Raw genomic sequence first — 20,460 nt, forward strand, 5'->3', positions numbered from 1 at the left:
CGCGCACCAGCCCCCCCGGCGGGGGGGGGGGGCGGGGGGGTGGGGGGGGGGGGGGGGGGGGGGGGGGGGGGGGGGGCGGGGGGGCGCCGGGGGGCCCCCCCCCCCCCCCCCCGCGCCCCTCCATTACGCCTTGGTGACCGCCGGCGGGTTCCATGTCGCGTCGAGCACTTCGGGCTTCGGCGCGTAGAGGCGCATGGTGATTCCCAGCGGGCCGGCCGGGGCGGGCAGCCAGTTGGCCTCCCGGTCCGGGCCGGGGTTGTGCTGCGATATGTAGATGGTGAGCGAGCCGTCCTGCTCGTCGTGGACCATCCGATCGCGGTCGCCCAGGGCGAAGCGGTCGATCTCGTTCGCGACCTGGTAGCCCTCGGCGTCGTACATGGTGACCGACCAGAAGGCGTCGGCGGGCGGCATCGCGTCTGCCTCGAACCGCAGGACGTAGTCGTTGGCGCCGTCGACGGGCTCGTTGTCGGCATCCGCGGTCAGGACGGGGTAGACGGCGTCCTCGGGCGGATTGGCGCCGAGCCCGCCCGCGGCGACCACGGCACGCTTGGCGTAGCTGTTTCCGTAGACGCCCATGGTGTCGAGGGAGGTACGCCAGCCGTTGACCTCGGCTCCGAAGCCCGTCATCGACCCCATGATCTCCGCGCGGGCGTCCTGCGCGTCGGCCTCGATCTCATAGAGTGATGACGTGCTCACGGCGAGTCAGGCGCAGTCTGTCGTCCGGCGGTAGACGGCGCCAGGGCGCCTCCACAAAACCGGCCACCCCCGTGCGGACGCACGGAGGCGTCGCGCGGCCGCCGTCCCCCGCGCCAGGAGGAGGCGCGGTCATGCTTGCCTTGAGCGGGCTCGAAGGCGTTGGCTGGGGTCCCATGAAGTACACGCAGCTTGGACGCACCGGACTCAAGGTCAGCCGACTGGTCCTCGGCACCATGAACTTCGGTCCCCAGACGGACGAGGTCACCAGCCACGCGATCATGGACGCGGCGCTCGACGCGGGGCTGAATTTCGTGGACACGGCGAATGTGTACGGCTGGGGGGAGAACAAGGGCCGCACGGAATCGATCATCGGGAACTGGTTCGCCAAGGGCGGGGAACGGCGCGACAAGGTCGTGCTCGCCACCAAGGTGTACGGGAACATGGGCCCGGACGGCGAGGCCTGGCCCAACCACGACAAGCTCTCCGCCGTCAACATCCGGCGGGCGGTCGACGCCAGCCTCAAGCGGCTGCGGACCGACTACATCGATCTGTACCAGTTCCACCACATCGACCGCAGCACTCCCTTCGAGGAGATCTGGCAGGCCATGGACGTGCTGGTGCAGCAGGGGAAGATCCTGTACGCAGGGTCCAGCAACTTCCCCGGATACAAGATCGCCCAGGCCAACGAGACCGCCGCGAGGCGCGGCTCCTACGGGCTCGTCAGCGAGCAGTGCCTCTACAACCTCTTCGAGCGCCGCGCCGAGATGGAGGTCATCCCGGCCGCGCAGGACTACGGGCTCGGCGTCATCCCATGGTCGCCGCTGCACGGCGGGCTGCTCGGCGGCGTCATCCGGAAGCAGGTCGAGGGCGGGCGCCGAGGCTCCGGGCGGGCTCCCGACACCCTCGCCGACCCCGCCGTACGCACCCAGATCCAGGCTTACGAGGATCTGCTCGACAAGCATGGTCTCGAACCCGGTGAGGTCTCCCTCGCCTGGCTGCTCACCCGGCCGGGCGTGACCGGCCCGATCGTCGGCCCGCGCACCGCCGAGCAGCTCGACTCCGCGCTGCGTGCGGTCGAACTGGAGCTGCCGGAGGAGCTGCTGGCGGCTCTGGACGAGATCTTCCCCGGCCCGGGGCCCTCTCCGGAGGCATTCGCCTGGTGATCAACCGGGGCCGCCGCGCCCAGGACCGCCGCCCCTCCACAGGGGCGGCGGTCACCGCCTGGCCGCGTGTGCTCATGCTCCCGAGCAGGCCGCCCGGAGTGTGCTCTGGGCGAGCACCGGTCAGTCGCGGGGGAAGCCGTCGGTCCTGAGGACGAGGCCGAGGTGGGTGGTGGTCATGTCTACGTCCGCGCCGAAGGTGATGGAGAGCTCGCTGACGTACTCGCCTTCCTTCGGCTGGGTGTGGAGGCGGCACTTGCCCTGGTACGGGTCGACGATGAGATAGACGGGGACCTCGGCGACCGCGTAGGTGAGCTTCTTGGGGCCGTAGCCGTTCGCAGCCGTGTCCTTGGAGATGACCTCGGCCACGAACTCGACATCCTGGTAGCGCCAGCGGCCGTTGTCGTCCTTCACGGAACGCTCGGCCAGAGCGGCCACGTCACAGGCGAAACCGTTCAGGCGCCCCGGGAAGTCGATCCGGACGTCGGAGGCGAGCCGCTTGATCGGATACCTGGCGCGCAGCTGTTCCAGAATGCTGAAGACGATCTCCCAGTGGGTCTGCCGCTGCGGTGACATGAAGATGTTTCCCCCGACGATCTCGACCTTCGTTCCCTCGGGGATGGGCATCTTCTCGAGCGACTCGAACATGACGTCCAGCGTCAGCTCGCCGCGTTCCTCGGCCATCTCGATCCTGTCTTCCAGGACGGTCATCGTGGCGCTCCTCCCCGGCTGCCCCGACACACGAGTACAGCCGCGCAGTACAACGATACGCACGGTGACCGGGACACGCGGCGGAACGCCGTCGGGCCCTCCGGGTCAGTCGCCGTAGGGGCGGCCCAGGCCCCAGGCCTGGTGCATGGCGTTCGCGAAGGCCGCCGCGATCTTGTGTTCGCCGCTCGCGTTGGGGTGGGTGCCGTCGTAGGTGTCGCGGTCGATGTCGTACGAGGGCGGGGGCGAGGCCAGCAGGAGGGGGGAGCGGGGCTCGTCCAGGTCGGCCACGGCCTTGGCGAGCAGTTCGTTGAAGAGGGTGACCTGCGCGCCGAAAGGGGCGTCGGACAGCGCGCGGACGTTGGGTATGACGGGCAGTACGGCCATGCGGACGCGCGGGTTCGCGGTGCGGGCCTCGGCGACGAAGCGGCGCACGTTGTCCGCCGTCTGCTCCGCGTTCGTGTAGAAGCCCAGGTCGATCAGGCCCAGGGCGACCAGCAGGACGTCGGCCCGGTGCGCGCGGACCGCCTCGCCGACCAGGGGCGCCATGTGCAGCCAGCCCTCGCCCCAGCCGGCCAGGTGGGCGCGCGGGAAGTCCGGTTCGGCGTAGGCGTACGACACGGGCGCGTCCGCCGCCTTGTCGTACAGCGTCTCGCGCGGTCCGACGAGCGCGAACGGGCCCCCGTACGCCTCGCACAGGTGCCGCCACATCCGGTAACGCCACGTGTGTTCGCCCGCGCTCCCGATCGTCTGGGAGTCGCCGACGGGCATGAGCCTGAGCATCCGCTCATGATGGACGATCAGCGGGGCGGGTGGGGTGTGAGGCCGGACACGCCTGCGTGAACGGGCCCCCGGGATGGCAGTCTTGGGCCATGCGCCGATCGTTCGCTCTCCTCGCCGGGATCCTGCTCACGGGTGCCTGCGCGCTGCCCGCCGCCGCCGCGGGCGGCGACCAGTCGTTCACCATCAAGGACCCGCGCATCACGGAGTCCAGCGGCCTCGCCGCCTCCCGCCTGCACCCCGGCATCTACTGGACCCACAACGACAGCGACGACGGCCCCTACCTGTACGCGGTGGACAGCGCCACCGGCCGGACCGTCGCCCGCGTCACCATGACCGGCGTCGGCTCGCCGCGCGACGTCGAGGCGATCTCCATCGGGCCCGGCAACCAGATCTACGTCGGCGACATCGGCGACAACCTCGGCGGCAAGTGGCCGTACGTGTGGATCTACCGGCTGCCCGAGCCGAAGAAGCTGACCGACCAGACCGTGCGGGCCACGCAGTACGTCGTGAAGTACGCGGACGGCGCCCGCGACGCCGAGTCGCTGGTGGTCGACCCGAAGACCGGCCGCGCGTACATCATCGACAAGAACGAGGACGGCGGGCACCTCTACCAGGGACCGGCCACCCTGTCGCCGTCCGGCGCGAACGTCTTCCGCCCGGTCGCCACCGTCGACCTGTGGGCCACCGACGCCGCCCTCTCCCCGGACGGCAAGCGGCTCGCCGTGCGCGGCTACTTCGGCGGGATCTGGTACGACTTCGACGGCGGGCGGATCAAGCGCGAGGGCCGCCTCGACGTACCCCTCCAGGGCCAGGGCGAGTCCGTCAGCTACTCCGCCGACGGATCGAAGCTCCTGTACGGCAGCGAGGGCGCCGGCAGCTCCGTGCAGGCGGAGGACGCGCCCGGCGCCGGCAGCGGCAAGTCCCCCTCGGGAAGCGCCGGTTCGGGTGCGGCGGGGGACAGCGGCGACGGCCTCGGCTCCACCTTCAAGACCGGCGCCCTCGCCGTGGCCGTCGCCGCGGCGGCCCTCTTCGGGCTGCGGCGGCTGGTGCGCCGCCGCTGAAGTCCGCGGAAGTCCGCGGAACTCCGCGGAACTCCGCGGAACTCCGCTGAAGTCCGCGGCGCTTCGCGGAAGTTCGCGCCCGAGCGCTGCGCGATGTCTTGACGTGGGCATGGTGTGTCAGTTTCCTGGGGGGTGCGTGGTGTGGTGGGAGCGCTCCCATCGGTTCCGGGCCCGCGCCTGTCGAGAGGACCCAGGCACATGTTCCGCAGCTTGCGAAGAGCGCTGTGCGCCGCCGCGGCGCTGTTGTTACCGCTGGCCGGCGCGCACACCGCGCACGCCGCCGACACCGCCGACGCGGCCGGCGCGGGCTACTGGCACACCAGTGGCCGGCAGATCCTCGACGCGGCCGGGCAGCCCGTCCGGATCGCCGGCATCAACTGGTTCGGCTTCGAGACCGGCAACCACGTCGTGCACGGCCTGTGGTCCCGCGACTACAAGAGCATGATCGACCAGATGAAGTCGCTGGGCTACAACACCATCCGGCTGCCCTACAGCGACGACATCTTCAAGTCCGGGACCACCCCCGACAGCATCGACTTCTCCGGCGGCAAGAACGCCGACCTGCAGGGTCTCAACTCCCTCCAGGTCATGGACAAACTCGTCGCCTACGCCGGCCAGGACGGGATGAAGGTCATCCTCGACCGCCACCGCCCGGACTCCGGCGGCCAGTCGGCGCTCTGGTACACGGCGTCGGTGCCGGAGTCGACCTGGATCGCCAACCTCAAGTCCCTGGCCTCCCGTTACGTCGGCAACTCCACCGTCATCGGCATCGACCTGCACAACGAGCCGCACGACCCCGCCTGCTGGGGCTGCGGGGACACGACGAAGGACTGGCGCCTGGCCGCCCAGCGGGGCGGCAACGCGGTGCTCTCCGTCAACCCCGAACTGCTGATCTTCGTGGAGGGCGTGCAGACCTACGACGGCGTCTCCGGCTGGTGGGGCGGCAACCTGATGGGCGTCGCGCAGTACCCGGTGCAGCTCGACGTGGCGAACCGGGTGGTGTACTCCGCCCACGACTACGCCACCAGCGTCGCCCAGCAGAGCTGGTTCAGCGATCCGTCGTTCCCCGCCAACATGCCCGGGGTGTGGGACAAGTACTGGGGCTACATCTTCAAGCAGAACATCGCGCCCGTGTGGATCGGCGAGTTCGGCACCACGCTCCAGTCGACGGTCGACCAGAAGTGGCTCGCCGCGCTGGTGAGTTACCTGCGGCCGACGTCGACGTACGGCGCCGACTCCTTCCAGTGGACGTTCTGGTCCTGGAACCCCAACTCCGGTGACACCGGCGGGATCCTCAAGGACGACTGGAACACCGTGGACACCGTCAAGGACGGCTACCTGGCCAGCATCAAGGCGTCCGGGTTCCCGGGCAGCGGCGGCGGGAGCGGCGGCGGTGGCGGAACGGGGGGCGGCGGTTCCACGGCCGCCTGCAGCGCCGCCTACACCGTCAGCAGCGACTGGGGCAGCGGCTTCAACGCCGAGGTGAAGGTGACCAACACCGGGACCACCGCGCTGTCGTCCTGGAAGGTGACCTGGACGTGGAGCGGCTCCCAGCAGGTCACGAGCATGTGGAACGCCTCGTACACGCAGTCCGGTTCGACCGTGACCGCGGTGAACGCCGCGCACAACGGCAGCCTGGCCGCGGGCGCTTCGGCGACCTTCGGGTTCGGCGGCGCGCCCGGCGGCGGCGCCGTGCCGGACGTGAGCTGCACGGCCGCATGACAGAAGGGCGCCCGGTGAACAAACACCGGGCGCCCTTCAGCGACGTACGGAAGCGGCTGACGCGACGGACGCGCCGGATGTGGCGGACGCGGTCAGAGCTTCTCGATCACGTAGTCGACGCACTTCGTCAGCGCCTCGACGTCCGCCGGGTCGATCGCCGGGAACATCGCCACCCGCAGCTGGTTGCGGCCGAGCTTGCGGTAGGGCTCGGTGTCGACGATGCCGTTGGCGCGCAGGACCTTGGCGACGGCGGCGGCGTCGATCTCGTCCGAGAAGTCGATCGTGCCGATGACCTGCGAGCGCTTGGCCGGGTCGGCGACGAACGGGTTCGCGTACTTGATGTCCTCGGCCCAGCCGTACAGCGTGCGCGCGGAGGTGGCGGTGCGGCGGACCGCCCAGTCCAGGCCGCCCTGGCCGTTGAGCCACTCCAGCTGCTGGTTCAGCAGGAAGAGGGTGGCGAGCGCCGGGGTGTTGTACGTCTGGTTCTTGCGGGAGTTGTCGATCGCCGTCGGCAGGCTGAAGAACTCCGGGACGTGCCGGCCGGAGGCGTGCACGCGCTCGGCCCGCTCGATCGCGGCCGGGGAGAAGACGCCGATCCACAGGCCGCCGTCGGAGGCGAAGGACTTCTGCGGGGCGAAGTAGTAGACGTCCGTCTCGGCGATGTCGACCGGCAGGCCGCCGGCGCCGGAGGTGGCGTCGACCAGGACCAGGGCGCCCTCGTCGGCGCCGTCCACCCGCTTGATCGGCATGGCGACGCCGGTGGAGGTCTCGTTGTGCGTGAAGGCGTAGACGTCCACGCCCGCCTCGGCCTCGGCCTCGGGGTGCGTGCCCGGGTCGGCGGCGATGACGGTGGGCTCGGCCAGCCACGGGGCGAGCTTGGCGGCCTTGGCGAACTTCGAGGAGAACTCGCCGAAGCTGAGGTGCTGCGACTTGTTCTCGATCAGGCCGTGGGTCGCGATGTCCCAGAAGGCCGTCGAGCCGCCGTTGCCGAGGATGACCTCGTAGCCGTCGGGCAGCTGGAACAGCTCGGAGATGCCCTCGCGCACCTTGCCGACCAGGTTCTTCACCGGAGCCTGACGGTGGGAGGTGCCGAGGAGGGAGGTGCCGGTCGCGGCGAGGGCGTCCAGCGCCTCCGTCCGCACCTTGGAGGGACCCGCGCCGAAACGTCCGTCCGCGGGCTTGATGTCAGAAGGAATCTGGATCTCAGCCACGACTGGAGGGTATCCGCTGCGGGAAACCTGGGCGAAACGTCGTCCGTCCGGTGAGACGCGTGTCTCGGCAGACGTCCCCGGGTGCCGATGGCCGTCCGCATGCCGGGCGGCCCGCCGGACACCCGCCGGTCCGCTGGGCGCTTGCCGGTTCGCCGGGCGGGGCCGGTTCGCCGGGCGCTTGTCGGTTCGCCGGGCGCGGGTGGTCCGGCGGGCGCGCCTGGTCCGCAGGGCGGCGGCCTGTCCACCCGACCGCAGCGGGTTCTCCGGGGGTGGCTGGACCGCTGGGCGTGGCCTGTCCGCTGGGCGTGGCCGGTCGCCGGATGTCGGCCGGTCTGCCGGACACCCGCCTGTTCGGCGGGCGTGGCTGCTCTGCCCGGCGTTCGCCGGTTCGCCGGTTCGCCGGTTCGCCGGGTGTCCGGGGGTGTCGGGCGGGGTCGGTTCGTCGGGCGGGGCCGGTTCGTCGGGCGGGGCCGCTTCGGTGGGCGGTGGCTGGTTTGCTGGGGGGATGAGCGATCTCGAGAGCGAGCTGCGTTCCGCCGTGCGGGGCGAGGTGGGCTTCGACGTCACGGCCCGCGCGCTCGTCACCATGGACGCCTCCAACTACCGCCGGGTCCCGCTCGGGGTCGTCGCGCCGTACGACGCCGACGACGTGGCCGCCGTGCTGGAGGTGTGCCGGACGCACGGGGTGCCCGTCGTCGCGCGGGGCGGGGGCACGTCGATCGCCGGGCAGGCGACCGGCGCCGGGGTCGTGCTGGACTTCACCCGGCACATGAACCGGCTGGTCTCCCTCGACGCGGAGTCCCGTACCGCCGTCGTACAGCCCGGCCTCGTCCTCGACCGGCTCCAGGAGGCCGCCGCCCCGCACGGGCTGCGGTTCGGACCCGACCCCTCCACGCACAGCCGCTGCACGCTCGGCGGCATGATCGGCAACAACTCCTGCGGTTCGCACTCGGTGGCCTGGGGGACGACGGCCGACAACGTGCGGGAGCTGGCCGTCGTCACCGCGCGCGGGCAGCGGCTGCGGCCCGGGCCGGGCTGGGCCGGGGCGCCGGAGGGCCTGCGGGGCCTGGTGGAGGCGGAGCGGGCGCGGCTGCGGACCGGGTTCCCGGAGCTGCCCCGCCGTATCTCCGGGTACGCGCTGGACGCGCTGCTGCCCGAGCGGGGCGCCGACGTGGCCCGGTCCCTGTGCGGCTCGGAGGGCACGCTGGCGGTGCTGACCGAGGCGGTCGTGCGGCTCGTCCGGGCGCCGCGCGCGCGTGCGCTCGCCGTCCTCGGGTACGCCGACGAGGGCGCCGCCGCCGAGGCCGCGGCCGCGCTGCGGGCCTGGGCGTCCTCCCGCTCGCACGGAACCGGGAGCGGAGCCGGGAGCGGAGCCGACAGCGGGGGAGGGCCGCTCACGCTGGAGGGTATGGCGGCCGACCTGGTGCCGACGGCGGCCGCGCTGCCGCGGGGCGGCGCCTGGCTGTTCGTGGAGACGGGCGGCGAGTCGGAGGCCGAGGCACGCGCGCGTGCGGAGGCGGTCGTGCGGGCCGCCGACGTGGTGGACTCCCTGGTGGTGACGGACGAGGCCGGGCAGCGGGCGCTGTGGCGCATCCGGGAGGACGCCGCGGGCACGGCCACCCGGATGCCGGACGGCACCGAGGCCTGGCCGGGCTGGGAGGACTGCGCGGTGCCGCCCGCCCGGCTCGGGGCGTACCTGCGGGACTTCCGGGGGCTGCTGGCCGCCCACGGCCTGCGCGGCACGCCGTACGGGCACTTCGGTGACGGCTGCATCCACGTCCGCATCGACTTCGACCTCCTGACGCGGGCCGGCGTCGGCCGTTTCCGGCGCTTCTCGGAGGAACTCGCCGACCTGGTGGTGGCGCACGGCGGCTCGCTGTCCGGGGAGCACGGGGACGGGCAGGCGCGGGCCGAGCTGCTGCCGCGGATGTACGGCGAGGAGATGGTCGCCCTCTTCGAGCGGGTCAAGGGCGTCTGGGACCCCGACGGCCTGCTCAACCCCGGCATGCTGGTCCGCCCGGCCCCGCTGGACGCCGGCCTGCGCTTCGCCGTCCTGCCGCGCGAGCCGGTCGACGTGGCCTTCGGCTACCCGGCGGACGGCGGCGACTTCACGGCGGCCGTACGGCGCTGCGTCGGCGTCGCCAAGTGCCGTACCGAGACGGCGTCCGGACCGGCCGTCATGTGCCCGTCGTTCCGGGTCACCGGCGAGGAGGAGCACTCCACGCGCGGGCGGGCCCGGCTGCTGCACGAGATGCTGGCCGGCGAACTGGTCACCGACGGCTGGCGGTCGACGGAGGTCCGCGACGCCCTGGACCTGTGCCTGGGCTGCAAGGGCTGCCGCTCCGACTGCCCGGCCGGCGTCGACATGGCCACCTACAAGGCGGAGTTCCTGCACCACCACTACGCCGGCCGGCGCCGCCCGGCCGCACACCACAGCATGGGCCGGCTGCCGGAGTGGCTGCACTGGACGGCCCGGACCCGCACCGCCGGGCTCGTCAACGCCCTCGCCGCCGTACCGCCGTTGGCGTGGGCGGCGAAACGGCTCGGCGGGATCGCGCCCGAACGGCGGATCCCGCGGCTGGCGACGCGCACGTTCACCCGGTGGTGGCGCGGGCGGGCCGGAGCGGCTTCCGGCGCCGGGGACCTGGTGGTGCTGTGGCCGGACACCTTCACCGAGCACTTCTCGCCCGAGGTGGGGCGGGCGGCGGTGCGCGTGCTGGAGGCGGCCGGGCTGCGGGTGGCGCTCCCGCCGACGCTGGCGCTGCGCCGGCCCCCGGTGGGCGACGGCAGGTCCACCGTCCTCGACCTCCGGCAGGTGCTGCGCGGCCGGGGCCGCGTCTGCTGCGGGCTGACGTACGTCTCCACCGGCCGGCTCGACCGTGCCCGCGCGGTGCTGCGCCGCACCCTCGACCTGATGGAACCGGTCCTTCAGGCGGGCGTCCCGGTCGTCGTGCTGGAGCCGAGCTGCGCGGCCGCCCTGCGCGGCGACCTGCCCGAGCTGCTGCACGACGATCCGCGCGCCGCCCGCCTGGCCTCCCTGGTGCTGACCTTCGCGGAGGCCCTGCAACGCCTGGCGCCGCGCTGGACGCCGCCGCGCCTGGACCGCCCCGCCGTCGGCCAGACCCACTGCCACCAGCACGCGGTCCTCGGCGACGACGCCGACCGGCGCCTGCGGCAAGCGGCCGGACTGACCGGCGAGTTGACGGGCGGCTGCTGCGGGCTCGCGGGCAACTTCGGTTTCGAGCGGGGGCACTTCGAGGTGTCGGTGGCGTGCGCCGAGGAACGGCTGCTGCCGTCGGTGCGGGAGGCGGGGGAGGACGCGGTGATCCTGGCCGACGGGTTCTCCTGCCGTACGCAGCTGGGGCAGTTGGCGGGGGCACGCGGGCGGCACCTCGCGGAGGTGCTGGCGGACGCGCTGGAGGAAGGGTGAGGCGTCGGAGGCCTCCGGGCCCCGGGACCGCCGGACCTGATGGGGGAGCCCTGAGACACATCGCCCGGCGTCCAGCCACCGAGACAGTCGCGTCCCAGGTTCACACACCTGACGGAGTCCATTACCGTGGACTCCGTAGTGCATCGTGATGAATGAACGAAACCTAGCCCCTGGACCGCCCGTGACCGCCCCTTCCCCCGCCGCCGCCCCCTCGCCGACCGGGCTCGGTCCCGTACCCGTGGGCGGTGTCCCGCACCGCCGCGGCTCACTCGGCCCCGTCGGCCTGGTGCTGGCCGGCGGTGTCTCGGTGCAGTTCGGCGCCGCGCTCGCGGCGAGCCTGATGCCGCGGGCCGGTGCGCTCGGCGTCGTCACCCTGCGGCTGGTGGCGGCGGCGGTGATCCTGCTGCTGGTCTGCCGGCCCCGGCTGCGCGGCCACTCGCGCACGGACTGGGGGACGGTGGTCGTCTTCGGCGTCGTCATGGGCGCGATGAACGCCATGTTCTACCAGGCGGTCGCCCGCATCCCGCTCGGCGCCGCGGTCACCCTGGAGGTCCTCGGCCCGCTCGCGCTGTCCGTCCTCGCCTCGCGCCGCGCGGTGAACATGGTCTGGGCCGGGCTCGCCCTCGCCGGCGTCTTCCTCCTCGGCGGCGGGGACTTCGGCGGCCTCGACCCGGCGGGAGCGGGCTTCGCGCTGGGCGCGGGCGCCATGTGGGCGGCGTACATCGTCTTCAGCGCCCGCACCGGCCGGCGCTTCCCGCAGGCCGACGGGCTGGCGCTGGCCATGGGGGTGGCGGCGCTGCTGATGCTGCCGCTGGGGATCGCCGAGTCGGGCGCGAAGCTCACCGACCCGGTGACGATCGGGCTGGGCTCGGCCGTGGCGCTGCTGTCCTCCGTCCTGCCCTACACCCTGGAACTGCTCGCGCTGCGCCGCCTGCCCGCCTCCACCTTCGCGGTCCTGATGAGCCTGGAGCCGGCCCTGGCCGCGGCGGCCGGCTTCCTGATCCTCGGCCAGACCCTCTCCGTGGCGCAGGCGGCGGCCGTCGCCCTGGTCATCGCGGCCAGCATGGGCGCGGTACGCACCCAGACGGGCCCGAAACGCCCGTCGTAGCGCGCCCGCGCCGCCCGTCAGGCGGGCCTCTCCCACACCGACACGTGCTGCCGGCTCTCGCCGGTGAACGGTTTCCGGGTCCAGCCGTCCCACCGGTCGCGCAGCCGCATCCCGGCCAGCCGGGCCATCAGGTCCAGCTCCGCGGGCCACACGTAGCGGAACGGGACCGCCAGGTAGGAGCCCTGTCCGTCCATGACCCGCACGTGGTGCGAACTCATCGACTGTGTCGCCACGTCGTAGAGGTCGAAGCCCAGCCGCGACCCGTCCACCCGGAACGGCACCGCGTTCTGTCCCGGCGGCAGCCTGCGCAGGTCGGGGACGGTGACCTCGACCACGAAGCAGCCGCCGGGCGCCAGATGGGCCGCGGCGTTGCGGAAGCACTCCACCTGGGCGTCCTGCGAGGTGAGGTTCATGATCGTGTTGAAGACCAGGTAGGCGACGGAGAACGTGCCGTCCACCCGCGTCGTCGCGAAGTCCCCGACCGTCACGCCGATGGCGTCCCCGCCCGGCTTGGCCCGCAGCCGCTCCACCATCGCCCGCGACAGGTCGATGCCGTGCACCTCGACGCCCCGCCGGGCCAGCGGCAGCGCGATCCGTCCGGTGCCGATCCCCAGCTCCAGCGCCCGGCCGCCGTGGCCGGCCAGCTCCGCCAGGACGTCGACCGCCGGTTCCACGACCCGCGGGTCGAACATCTCCGCCGTCGACTCGTCGTAGTCCGCCGCGACGGACTCCCCGAAGTAACCGTCCTCGTTCTCGTTCCCGTCCTCGTTCGTCACCGGACGACCGTACGGCGGCGAACGCGCGCCGCGCTCGTGAATTCCGGGGTGGCGTGACGCCTACCAGTAGGTGTGCGTGCTCTTGTCAGGCAGTCGCCCCTGCCGCGCCGTCTCCTGGAAGATCAGCGATGCCGCGATCAGGAAAGCGCGGCGGAGTTCCGGATCCGGGTCGGGGTTTTCCACATTTCCGACGTTCTTGTCGAGGAGCATGCCGCCGAGGGACGTTCCCTCCGGTGTGCAGGGGCGGGCGACTGATCCCTCCGGGCCGACCAGGATATTTCCGGTGGCCCCTTCCGCGGTTTCCCAGGCGTAGACGGATCCCGCTGCGGTGCAAAGGATCTTCCTGCACTCAGTGATGCCGTCACGGGGATTTCCCATCGGTCCGCTGGCGCCAGGGATTTGATCACCTGACGCATCCAGGTCGAATCGTAGCCACCCGGCGACCGTGACGCTCGGCGGTGCTCGCGCGGCTCCCCGGCGCGGCTGCCCCGGCACGGCTCCCCCGGCACGGCTGCCGGCGTGGCGGCGACGCGCCGCCGGACGCGGTCCCGGCCCTCCGAAATTAATCATGCAAGCATGCTTGATTGTTTCTGGCGCCGCTGCCATGCTCCCCCCATGTCCGATCCGACGCCCGTCATCGACGACCTGCGGGACGAGAGTGACGAACTCGACCGTCTCGTGGCCGAGTTGACCCCCGAGCAGTGGGCGCTCGCCACGCCCGCGCCCCGCTGGAGCATCGCCCACCAGATCGCCCACCTCGCCTGGACCGACCACTCGGCCCTGCTCGCCGTGACCGACGTGGACGCGTTCCACGGCCTGGTCGAGCAGGCGCTCGCCGCACCCGGCTCCTTCGTGGACAACGGCGCCGACGAGGGGGCCAAGCTGCCGCCGGAGGAACTGCTGAGCAGATGGCGCGAAGGGCGCGCCGCGCTCGACCGGGCGCTGCGCGCGAGCCCGCCCGGCGCCCGTTTCCCCTGGTACGGACCCCCCATGTCGGCCGCCTCCATGGCCACCGGCCGCCTGATGGAGACCTGGGCCCACGGCCAGGACGTGGCCGACGCGCTGGGCGTCGTCCGCACCCCCACCGACCGGCTCAGGCACGTCGTCCGCATCGGCGTGCGGGCCCGCGACTTCGCCTTCGGCGCCCACGGGCTGCCCGCCCCCTGGGAGGAGTTCCGGGTCGAGCTCGACGCCCCTTCCGGAGACGTGTGGGCCTTCGGCCCGGAGGACGCCGCGCAGCGCGTCACCGGTCCCGCCCTCGACTTCTGCCTGCTGGTCACCCAGCGCGCCCACCGCGCCGACCTCGCCGTGCGGGCGGAGGGCCCGGACGCCGACCGCTGGCTCGACATCGCCCAGGCGTTCGCGGGGCCGCCCGGAGCGGGCCGCCCGCCGAAGGAGGCCGGCGCGTGAGCGTGCTGCGCATCGGCAACGCCTCCGGCTTCTACGGCGACCGCTTCGACGCCGTGCGCGAGATGCTCACCGGCGGCGAGCTGGACGTCCTGACCGGCGACTACCTCGCCGAGCTGACCATGCTCATCCTGGGCCGGGACCGGCTGAAGGACCCCGGCGCCGGGTACGCCCGCACCTTCCTGCGCCAGCTGGAGGAGTGCCTCGGGCTCGCCCACGAGCGGGGCGTGCGCATCGTCACCAACGCCGGCGGGCTGAACCCCGCCGGACTCGCCGGCCGGGTGCGGGAGCTGGCCGCCCGGCTCGGCGTCCCGGTCCGGGTCGCGCACGTCGAGGGCGACGACCTCACCGCCGCCCACCCCGGCGCCCTGGCCGCCCACGCCTACCTCGGCGGCTTCGGCATCGCCGCCTGCCTGCGGGAGGGCGCCGACATCGTGGTCACCGGACGGGTGACGGACGCGGCGCTGGTCACCGGGCCCGCCGCCGCCCACTTCGGCTGGCAGCCGGGGGAGTACGACCGGCTCGCCGGCGCCGTCGTCGCCGGGCACGTCCTGGAGTGCGGGACGCAGGCCACCGGCGGGAACTACGCCTTCTTCGGCGACGGCGACGTCCGCCGGCCCGGCTTCCCGCTCGCCGAGCTGCACGAGGACGGCAGCTGCGTCGTCACCAAGCACCCCGGCACCGGCGGCTTCGTCGACGTCGGCACCGTCACCGCCCAGCTGCTGTACGAGACGGCGGGCGCCCGGTACGCGGGACCCGACGTCACCGCCCGCCTGGACACCGTACGGCTCACCCAGGACGGGCCCGACCGGGTGCGGATCGACGGGGTGCGCGGCGAGGCGCCGCCGCCGACGCTGAAGGTCGGCCGCAACCGGCTCGGCGGCTTCCGCAACGAGATGACCTTCGTCCTCACCGGCCTCGACGTCGAGGCGAAGGCCGCGCTGGTGCGGGAGCAGATGGCGGACGCGCTCGCCAAGGCCCCGCCCGCCGACGTCCGCTGGGACCTGGTGCGCACCGACCGGCCGGACGCGCCGACCGAGGAGACCGCGAGCGCGCTGCTCAGGCTCGTGGTGCGGGACGCGGACCCGGAGGTGGTCGGACGGGCGCTGAGCGGCGCCGCGATCGAGCTGGCGCTGGCCAGCTACCCCGGCTTCCACGTGCTCGCCCCGCCGGGCAAGGGCGCGCCCTACGGCGTCTTCGAGGCGGCGTACGTCCCGCAGGACGCCGTAGGCCACGAGGCGGTCCTCGACGACGGGCGCCGGATCCCGGTGCCGCCGCCCGCCGACGCCCTCGCCCTCGGCGAGGTGCCCGAGCCGCCGCTGCCCGAGCCGCCGGAGCCGGGACCCGTCCGGCGCGCCCCGCTCGGCCTGGTCGCCGGGGCCCGCAGCGGCGACAAGGGCGGCAACGCCAACGTGGGCGTGTGGGCGCGCTCGGAGGCGGCCTGGCGGTGGCTCGCGCACGAGCTGACCGCCGACCGGTTCCGGGACCTGATCCCGGAGAGCCGCGCGCTGACGGTCACCCGGCACGCCCTGCCGAACCTGCGCGCCCTGAACTTCGTCGTCGAAGGCGTCCTCGGCGAGGGCGTCGCCGCGCAGGCCCGCTTCGACCCGCAGGCCAAGGCCCTCGGCGAATGGCTGCGCTCCCGCCACCTGGACATCCCGGAGGCCCTGCTGTGACGGTCATCCCGACCACCCTCGACCCCCACGCCCCCGACTACCGGGCCAACCGCGAGGCCATGCTCGCCAAGCTCGCCGACCTGGACGCCGAGCACGCCAAGGCGCTCGCGGGCGGCGGCGAGAAGTACGTGCAGCGGCACCGGAAGCGCGGCAAGCTGCTGGCCCGCGAACGCATCGAGCTGCTGCTCGACCCCGACACGCCCTTCCTGGAGCTGTCGCCGCTGGCCGCCTGGGGCAGCGACTACGCCGTCGGCGCCTCGCTCGTCACCGGCATCGGGGTCGTCGAGGGCGTGGAGTGCCTGATCACCGCCAACGACCCGACCGTGCGCGGCGGCGCCAGCAACCCCTGGTCGCTGAAGAAGGCCCTGCGCGCCAACGACATCGCCCTCGCCAACCGGCTGCCCTGCATCAGCCTGGTGGAGTCCGGCGGCGCCGACCTGCCGTCCCAGAAGGAGATCTTCATCCCCGGCGGCGCGATCTTCCGCGACCTCACCCGGCTGTCGGCGGCCGGCATCCCGACGGTGGCGGTCGTCTTCGGCAACTCCACGGCCGGCGGCGCGTACGTGCCCGGCATGTCCGACCACGTGATCATGGTCAAGGAGCGAGCCAAGGTGTTCCTCGGCGGGCCGCCGCTGGTGAAGATGGCCACCGGCGAGGAGAGCGACGACGAGTCGCTGGGCGGCGCCGAGATGCACGCGCGGGTGTCGGGTCTCGCCGACTACTTCGCCGTCGACGAGCACGACGCCCTGCGGCAGGCGCGGCGGGTCGTCGCCCGGCTCAACCACCGCAAGGCCCACCCCGATCCCGGGCCCGCGGCGCCGCCCAAGTACGACGAGGACGAACTGCTCGGCATCGTCCCGGGCGACCTGAAGACCCCCTTCGACCCGCGCGAGGTCATCGCCCGGATCGTCGACGCCTCCGACTTCGACGAGTTCAAGCCGCTGTACGGGACGAGCCTGACGACCGGCTGGGCCACCCTGCACGGCTATCCCGTCGGCATCCTCGCCAACGCGCAGGGCGTGCTGTTCAGCGCGGAGTCGCAGAAGGCCGCCCAGTTCATCCAGCTCGCCAACCAGCGCGACATCCCGCTGCTGTTCCTGCACAACACCACCGGCTACATGGTCGGCAGGGAGTACGAGCAGGGCGGCATCATCAAGCACGGCTCGATGATGATCAACGCCGTCAGCAACAGCCGGGTGCCCCACCTGTCCGTGCTGATGGGCGCCTCCTACGGCGCCGGGCACTACGGCATGTGCGGCCGCGCCTACGACCCGCGCTTCCTGTTCGCCTGGCCCAGCGCCAAGTCGGCCGTCATGGGCCCGCAGCAGCTCGCCGGCGTGCTGTCGATCGTGGCCCGCCAGTCGGCCGCCGCGAAGGGACACCCCTACGACGACGAGGCGGACGCCGCTCTGCGCGCCATGGTGGAGCAGCAGATCGAGTCCGAGTCGCTGCCGATGTTCCTGTCCGGGCGGCTGTACGACGACGGCGTCATCGACCCGCGCGACACCCGCACCGTCCTCGGCCTGTGCCTGTCCGCCGTGCACACCGCGCCCTTCGAGGGCGCGCGCGGCGGCTTCGGCGTCTTCCGGATGTGAGGTCCATGATCCAGACTCTGCTGGTCGCCAACCGGGGCGAGATCGCCTGCCGGATCTTCCGTACCTGCCGCGAACTGGGCATCCGGACGGTTGCCGTGCACTCGGACGCCGACGAGAGCGCCCTGCACGCGCGCGTGGCCGACGCGGCGGTACGGCTGCCGGGGGCCGCGCCCGCCGAGACGTACCTGCGCGGCGACCTGATCGTGAAGGCGGCCGTCGCCGCCGGCGCCGACGCCGTGCACCCCGGCTACGGCTTCCTGTCCGAGAACGCCGACTTCGCGCGCGCCGTCACCGACGCGGGCCTGAAGTGGATCGGGCCGCCCCCGGAGGCGATCGAGGCGATGGCGTCCAAGACGCGCGCCAAGGAGCTGATGGGGATCGCCCCGCTGGGCGAGGTCACCGAGGCCGACCTGCCGGTGCTGGTGAAGGCCGCCGCGGGCGGCGGGGGGCGCGGGATGCGCGTCGTGCGCCGTCTGGAGGAGCTGGGCGACGCCCTGGAGAGCGCGCGCGCCGAGGCGGCGAGCGCCTTCGGCGACGGCGAGGTCTTCGTCGAGCCGTACGTGGAGGGCGGTCGCCACGTCGAGGTGCAGGTGCTGGCCGACACGCACGGCACCGTGTGGGCGCTCGGCACCCGCGACTGCTCGCTGCAGCGCCGCCACCAGAAGGTGATCGAGGAGGCGCCGGCGCCCGGGCTCTCCGAGCGGCTCGAGGAGGAGCTGCGCGCGCTGGCCGTGCGCGCCGCGCGCGCCGTCGACTACGTGGGCGCCGGCACGGTCGAGTTCCTCGTCGACGGCGACACGGCGCACTTCCTGGAGATGAACACCCGCCTCCAGGTCGAGCACCCCGTCACCGAGGCCGTGTTCGGAGTCGACCTGGTCGCCCTGCAACTGCGCGTCGCCGAGGGCCACGCCCTCGAAGGCGACCCGCCACGCGCGCGCGGCCACGCGATCGAGGCCCGCCTCTACGCCGAGGACCCGGCCGGCGGCTGGGCCCCGCAGACCGGCATTCTGCACCGACTCGCCGTCCCCGACGGCGTCCGCCTGGACACCGGCTTCACCGACGGCGACACGATCGGCGTCCACTACGACCCGATGCTCGCCAAGGTCGTCGCCCACGCCCCCACCCGCGCCGAGGCCGTCCGCAAGCTGGCCGGCGCGCTGGAGCGGGCGGCCGTGCACGGCCCGGTCACCAACCGGGACCTGCTGGTGCGCTCGCTGCGGCACGAGGAGTTCGCCTCCGCCCGCATGGACACCGGCTTCTACGACCGCCACCTCGCCACCCTCACCGAGCCCGTCCCCGACCCGTACGCGCCCCTGGCCGCCGCCCTCGCCGACGCCCACGGCCGCTCCCGCTTCGGCGGCTGGCGCAACCTGCCCTCGCAGCCGCAGGTCAAGCGGTACGCGATGGCGGGCGAGGAGCACGAGGTGCGCTACCGGCACACCCGCGAGGGCCTGGCCGCCGACGGGGTGCGGGTCGCGCACGCCGACGCGCGGCTGGTGGTCCTGGAGGTGGACGGCGTGCGGCGCCGGTTCGAGGTGGCCCGCCACGGCGACCGGGCCTACGTGGGCGCCACCACGCTCACCGCCCTGCCCCGCTTCCCCGACCCGGCCGACCAGCGGGCCCCCGGCTCGCTGCTCGCCCCCATGCCGGGCACGGTCGTCCGGGTGGCCGAGGGGCTGGCCGAGGGAGCCGCGGTCCAGGCCGGACAGCCGCTGCTGTGGCTGGAGGCGATGAAGATGGAACACAAGATCACAGCGCCCGTCACCGGGACGCTGAGCGCCCTGCACGCCGCACCCGGCCGCCAGGTCGAGGTCGGCGCCCTGCTCGCCGTAGTCGAAGCGTCCGGAGCCGAAGCGTCCGCAGTCGAAGCGTCCGCAGTCGAAGCGTCCGCAGTCGAGGCGTCCGCAGCCGAAGCGTCCGGAGTCGAAAAGTCCGCACAGGAGGACCAGTGAGCGCCACCCTCGAGACGGAAGAACACCAGGCCCTCAGGTCGGCGGTGGCCGCCCTCGGCCGTCGCTACGGCCGCGACTACATCACCGGCCTCGCCCGGGAGGGCCGGCACCCCGACGAACTGTGGGCGGAGGCCGCCAAGCTCGGCTACCTGGGCGTCAACCTGCCCGAGGAGTACGGCGGCGGGGGCGGCGGCATCGCCGAGCTGTCCATCGTCCTGGAGGAACTCGGCGCCGCGGGCTGCCCGCTGCTGATGATGGTCGTCTCGCCCGCCATCTGCGGCACGGTCATCGCCCGCTTCGGCACCGAGGAGCAGAAGCGGCAGTGGCTGCCGGGCCTCGCCGACGGCACCCGCCGGATGGCGTTCGGCATCACCGAGCCCGACGCCGGCTCCAACAGCCACCGCATCACCACCACCGCCCGCAAGGACGGCGCCGACTGGCTGCTGACCGGCCGCAAGGTCTTCATCTCCGGCGTCGACATCGCGGACGCGACCCTGATCGTCGGCCGCACCGAGGACGCCCGCACCGGCCGCCTCAAGCCGTGCCTGTTCATCGTCCCGCGCGACGCGGAGGGCTTCCAGCGGCGCGCCATCGACATGGAACTCAGCGCCGCGGAGAAGCAGTTCGAGCTGGTCCTGGACGACGTGCGGCTGCCCGCCGACGCGCTGGTCGGCGACGAGGACGCGGGCCTGCTGCAGCTGTTCGCCGGCCTGAACCCCGAGCGCATCATGACGGCCGCCTTCGGCATCGGCATGGGACGCTACGCGCTGTCCCGGGCGGTCCAGTACGCCCGCGAGCGCAGCGTCTGGAAGACGCCCATCGGCGCCCACCAGGCCATCGCGCACCCCCTGGCCCAGGTGCACATCGAGCTCGAACTCGCCCGCCTGATGATGCAGAAGGCGGCCCACCTCTACGACATCGGCGACGACGTCGGCGCGGGCGAGGCCGCCAACATGGCCAAGTACGCGGCCGCGGAGGCCTGCGTGCGGGCCGTCGACCAGTCCGTGCACACCCTCGGCGGCAACGGCCTCACCCGCGAGTACGGCCTCGCCTCACTGGTCACGGCGTCGCGGGTGTCCCGGATCGCCCCGGTCAGCAGGGAGATGATCCTCAACTACGTCTCCCACCAGACCCTCGGCCTGCCCAAGTCGTACTGACCCCGCTGATCCCGCGCG

Annotated in this window: 16 protein-coding genes; 10 read left to right on the forward strand and 6 right to left on the reverse strand. The window is 73.2% G+C overall.

The features are described from left to right. Positions 1-123: 123 nt before the first annotated feature. The gene (locus ACH4ZX_RS25210) at positions 124-696 is read right to left on the reverse strand and encodes a DUF1214 domain-containing protein (protein WP_398276833.1); all 573 of its coding nucleotides are present in this window, start codon (positions 694-696) and stop codon (positions 124-126) included. Between the two features lie 173 nt (positions 697-869). Between ACH4ZX_RS25210 and ACH4ZX_RS25215 the strand changes: the two genes are divergently transcribed. Beyond that, on the forward strand, positions 870-1,859 hold the full coding sequence (locus ACH4ZX_RS25215) for an aldo/keto reductase (RefSeq protein WP_398276836.1): 990 nt from the start codon (positions 870-872) through the stop codon (positions 1,857-1,859). Between the two features lie 120 nt (positions 1,860-1,979). Here the strand turns inward: ACH4ZX_RS25215 and ACH4ZX_RS25220 are convergent, their stop codons facing one another. Together ACH4ZX_RS25220 and ACH4ZX_RS25225 are read right to left on the reverse strand one after the other, a co-directional pair. Then, complete coding sequence (locus tag ACH4ZX_RS25220; RefSeq protein WP_398276839.1) at positions 1,980-2,567, reverse strand: Uma2 family endonuclease; 588 nt, start codon at positions 2,565-2,567, stop codon at positions 1,980-1,982. Positions 2,568-2,672: 105 nt separating this feature from the next. After that, on the reverse strand, positions 2,673-3,347 hold the full coding sequence (locus tag ACH4ZX_RS25225) for an SGNH/GDSL hydrolase family protein (RefSeq protein ID WP_398276842.1): 675 nt from the start codon (positions 3,345-3,347) through the stop codon (positions 2,673-2,675). Positions 3,348-3,436: 89 nt separating this feature from the next. Between ACH4ZX_RS25225 and ACH4ZX_RS25230 the strand changes: the two genes are divergently transcribed. Together ACH4ZX_RS25230 and ACH4ZX_RS25235 are read left to right on the forward strand one after the other, a co-directional pair. Then, a complete protein-coding gene (locus ACH4ZX_RS25230) occupies positions 3,437-4,408 on the forward strand; it encodes a WD40 repeat domain-containing protein (protein ID WP_398276845.1) in 972 nt (323 codons plus the stop codon). Positions 4,409-4,606: 198 nt separating this feature from the next. Beyond that, positions 4,607-6,130, forward strand: a complete 1,524-nt coding sequence (locus tag ACH4ZX_RS25235; RefSeq protein ID WP_398276848.1) for a cellulase family glycosylhydrolase — start codon at positions 4,607-4,609, stop codon at positions 6,128-6,130. A gap of 92 nt (positions 6,131-6,222) precedes the next feature. On the opposite strand, the gene serC is transcribed toward ACH4ZX_RS25235, so the two are convergent. Beyond that, positions 6,223-7,341, reverse strand: coding sequence for a phosphoserine transaminase (gene serC / locus ACH4ZX_RS25240; protein WP_398276851.1), 1,119 nt, complete (start codon positions 7,339-7,341; stop codon positions 6,223-6,225). Between the two features lie 505 nt (positions 7,342-7,846). Between serC and ACH4ZX_RS25245 the strand changes: the two genes are divergently transcribed. Together ACH4ZX_RS25245 and ACH4ZX_RS25250 are read left to right on the forward strand one after the other, a co-directional pair. Continuing rightward, entirely contained in the window at positions 7,847-10,771 is a 2,925-nt protein-coding gene (locus ACH4ZX_RS25245) for an FAD-binding and (Fe-S)-binding domain-containing protein (RefSeq protein WP_398276854.1), read from the forward strand. 148 nt (positions 10,772-10,919) lie between these two features. After that, on the forward strand, positions 10,920-11,879 hold the full coding sequence (locus ACH4ZX_RS25250) for an EamA family transporter (RefSeq protein ID WP_398276857.1): 960 nt from the start codon (positions 10,920-10,922) through the stop codon (positions 11,877-11,879). A 17-nt stretch (positions 11,880-11,896) separates the two neighbouring features. Here ACH4ZX_RS25250 and ACH4ZX_RS25255 read toward each other — a convergent pair whose 3' ends face one another. Next, the gene (locus tag ACH4ZX_RS25255) at positions 11,897-12,655 is read right to left on the reverse strand and encodes a class I SAM-dependent DNA methyltransferase (RefSeq protein ID WP_398276860.1); all 759 of its coding nucleotides are present in this window, start codon (positions 12,653-12,655) and stop codon (positions 11,897-11,899) included. A 60-nt stretch (positions 12,656-12,715) separates the two neighbouring features. Then, on the reverse strand, positions 12,716-12,865 hold the full coding sequence (locus ACH4ZX_RS25260) for a hypothetical protein (protein ID WP_398276863.1): 150 nt from the start codon (positions 12,863-12,865) through the stop codon (positions 12,716-12,718). 405 nt (positions 12,866-13,270) lie between these two features. Between ACH4ZX_RS25260 and ACH4ZX_RS25265 the strand changes: the two genes are divergently transcribed. Genes ACH4ZX_RS25265 through ACH4ZX_RS25285 form a run of 5 tightly spaced genes read left to right on the forward strand, consistent with a single transcriptional unit; the run spans position 13,271 to position 20,442 of the window. Continuing rightward, positions 13,271-14,065 carry a TIGR03084 family metal-binding protein gene (locus tag ACH4ZX_RS25265; RefSeq protein ID WP_398276866.1) on the forward strand — a complete coding sequence of 265 codons (795 nt, stop codon included), beginning with the start codon at positions 13,271-13,273 and terminating at the stop codon, positions 14,063-14,065. Next, entirely contained in the window at positions 14,062-15,738 is a 1,677-nt protein-coding gene (locus ACH4ZX_RS25270; protein ID WP_398276869.1) for an acyclic terpene utilization AtuA family protein, read from the forward strand. The genes ACH4ZX_RS25265 and ACH4ZX_RS25270 overlap by 4 nt, the downstream gene beginning before the upstream one ends. Further along, entirely contained in the window at positions 15,735-17,333 is a 1,599-nt protein-coding gene (locus ACH4ZX_RS25275; protein WP_398276872.1) for an acyl-CoA carboxylase subunit beta, read from the forward strand. The genes ACH4ZX_RS25270 and ACH4ZX_RS25275 overlap by 4 nt, the downstream gene beginning before the upstream one ends. A gap of 5 nt (positions 17,334-17,338) precedes the next feature. After that, positions 17,339-19,285 carry a biotin carboxylase N-terminal domain-containing protein gene (locus ACH4ZX_RS25280; RefSeq protein WP_398276875.1) on the forward strand — a complete coding sequence of 649 codons (1,947 nt, stop codon included), beginning with the start codon at positions 17,339-17,341 and terminating at the stop codon, positions 19,283-19,285. Beyond that, on the forward strand, positions 19,282-20,442 hold the full coding sequence (locus tag ACH4ZX_RS25285; RefSeq protein WP_398276878.1) for an acyl-CoA dehydrogenase family protein: 1,161 nt from the start codon (positions 19,282-19,284) through the stop codon (positions 20,440-20,442). Before ACH4ZX_RS25280 ends, ACH4ZX_RS25285 begins: the two co-directional genes overlap by 4 nt. Positions 20,443-20,460 lie beyond the last annotated feature (18 nt).

Source organism: Streptomyces sp. NPDC020490, assembly GCF_044335305.1.
GTDB lineage: Bacteria > Actinomycetota > Actinomycetes > Streptomycetales > Streptomycetaceae > Streptomyces.

Excerpts from the sequence above, each read along its gene's own strand:
- ACH4ZX_RS25215 (WP_398276836.1), top strand. The coding sequence starts at position 870 with ATGAAGTACACGCAGCTTGGACGCACCGGACTCAAGGTCAGCCGACTG.
- ACH4ZX_RS25220 (WP_398276839.1), bottom strand. The coding sequence starts at position 2,567 with ATGACCGTCCTGGAAGACAGGATCGAGATGGCCGAGGAACGCGGCGAG.
- ACH4ZX_RS25225 (WP_398276842.1), bottom strand. The coding sequence starts at position 3,347 with ATGCTCAGGCTCATGCCCGTCGGCGACTCCCAGACGATCGGGAGCGCG.
- ACH4ZX_RS25230 (WP_398276845.1), top strand. The coding sequence starts at position 3,437 with ATGCGCCGATCGTTCGCTCTCCTCGCCGGGATCCTGCTCACGGGTGCC.
- ACH4ZX_RS25235 (WP_398276848.1), top strand. The coding sequence starts at position 4,607 with ATGTTCCGCAGCTTGCGAAGAGCGCTGTGCGCCGCCGCGGCGCTGTTG.
- ACH4ZX_RS25245 (WP_398276854.1), top strand. The coding sequence starts at position 7,847 with ATGAGCGATCTCGAGAGCGAGCTGCGTTCCGCCGTGCGGGGCGAGGTG.
- ACH4ZX_RS25250 (WP_398276857.1), top strand. The coding sequence starts at position 10,920 with ATGAATGAACGAAACCTAGCCCCTGGACCGCCCGTGACCGCCCCTTCC.
- ACH4ZX_RS25260 (WP_398276863.1), bottom strand. The coding sequence starts at position 12,865 with ATGCTCCTCGACAAGAACGTCGGAAATGTGGAAAACCCCGACCCGGAT.
- ACH4ZX_RS25265 (WP_398276866.1), top strand. The coding sequence starts at position 13,271 with ATGTCCGATCCGACGCCCGTCATCGACGACCTGCGGGACGAGAGTGAC.
- ACH4ZX_RS25280 (WP_398276875.1), top strand. The coding sequence starts at position 17,339 with ATGATCCAGACTCTGCTGGTCGCCAACCGGGGCGAGATCGCCTGCCGG.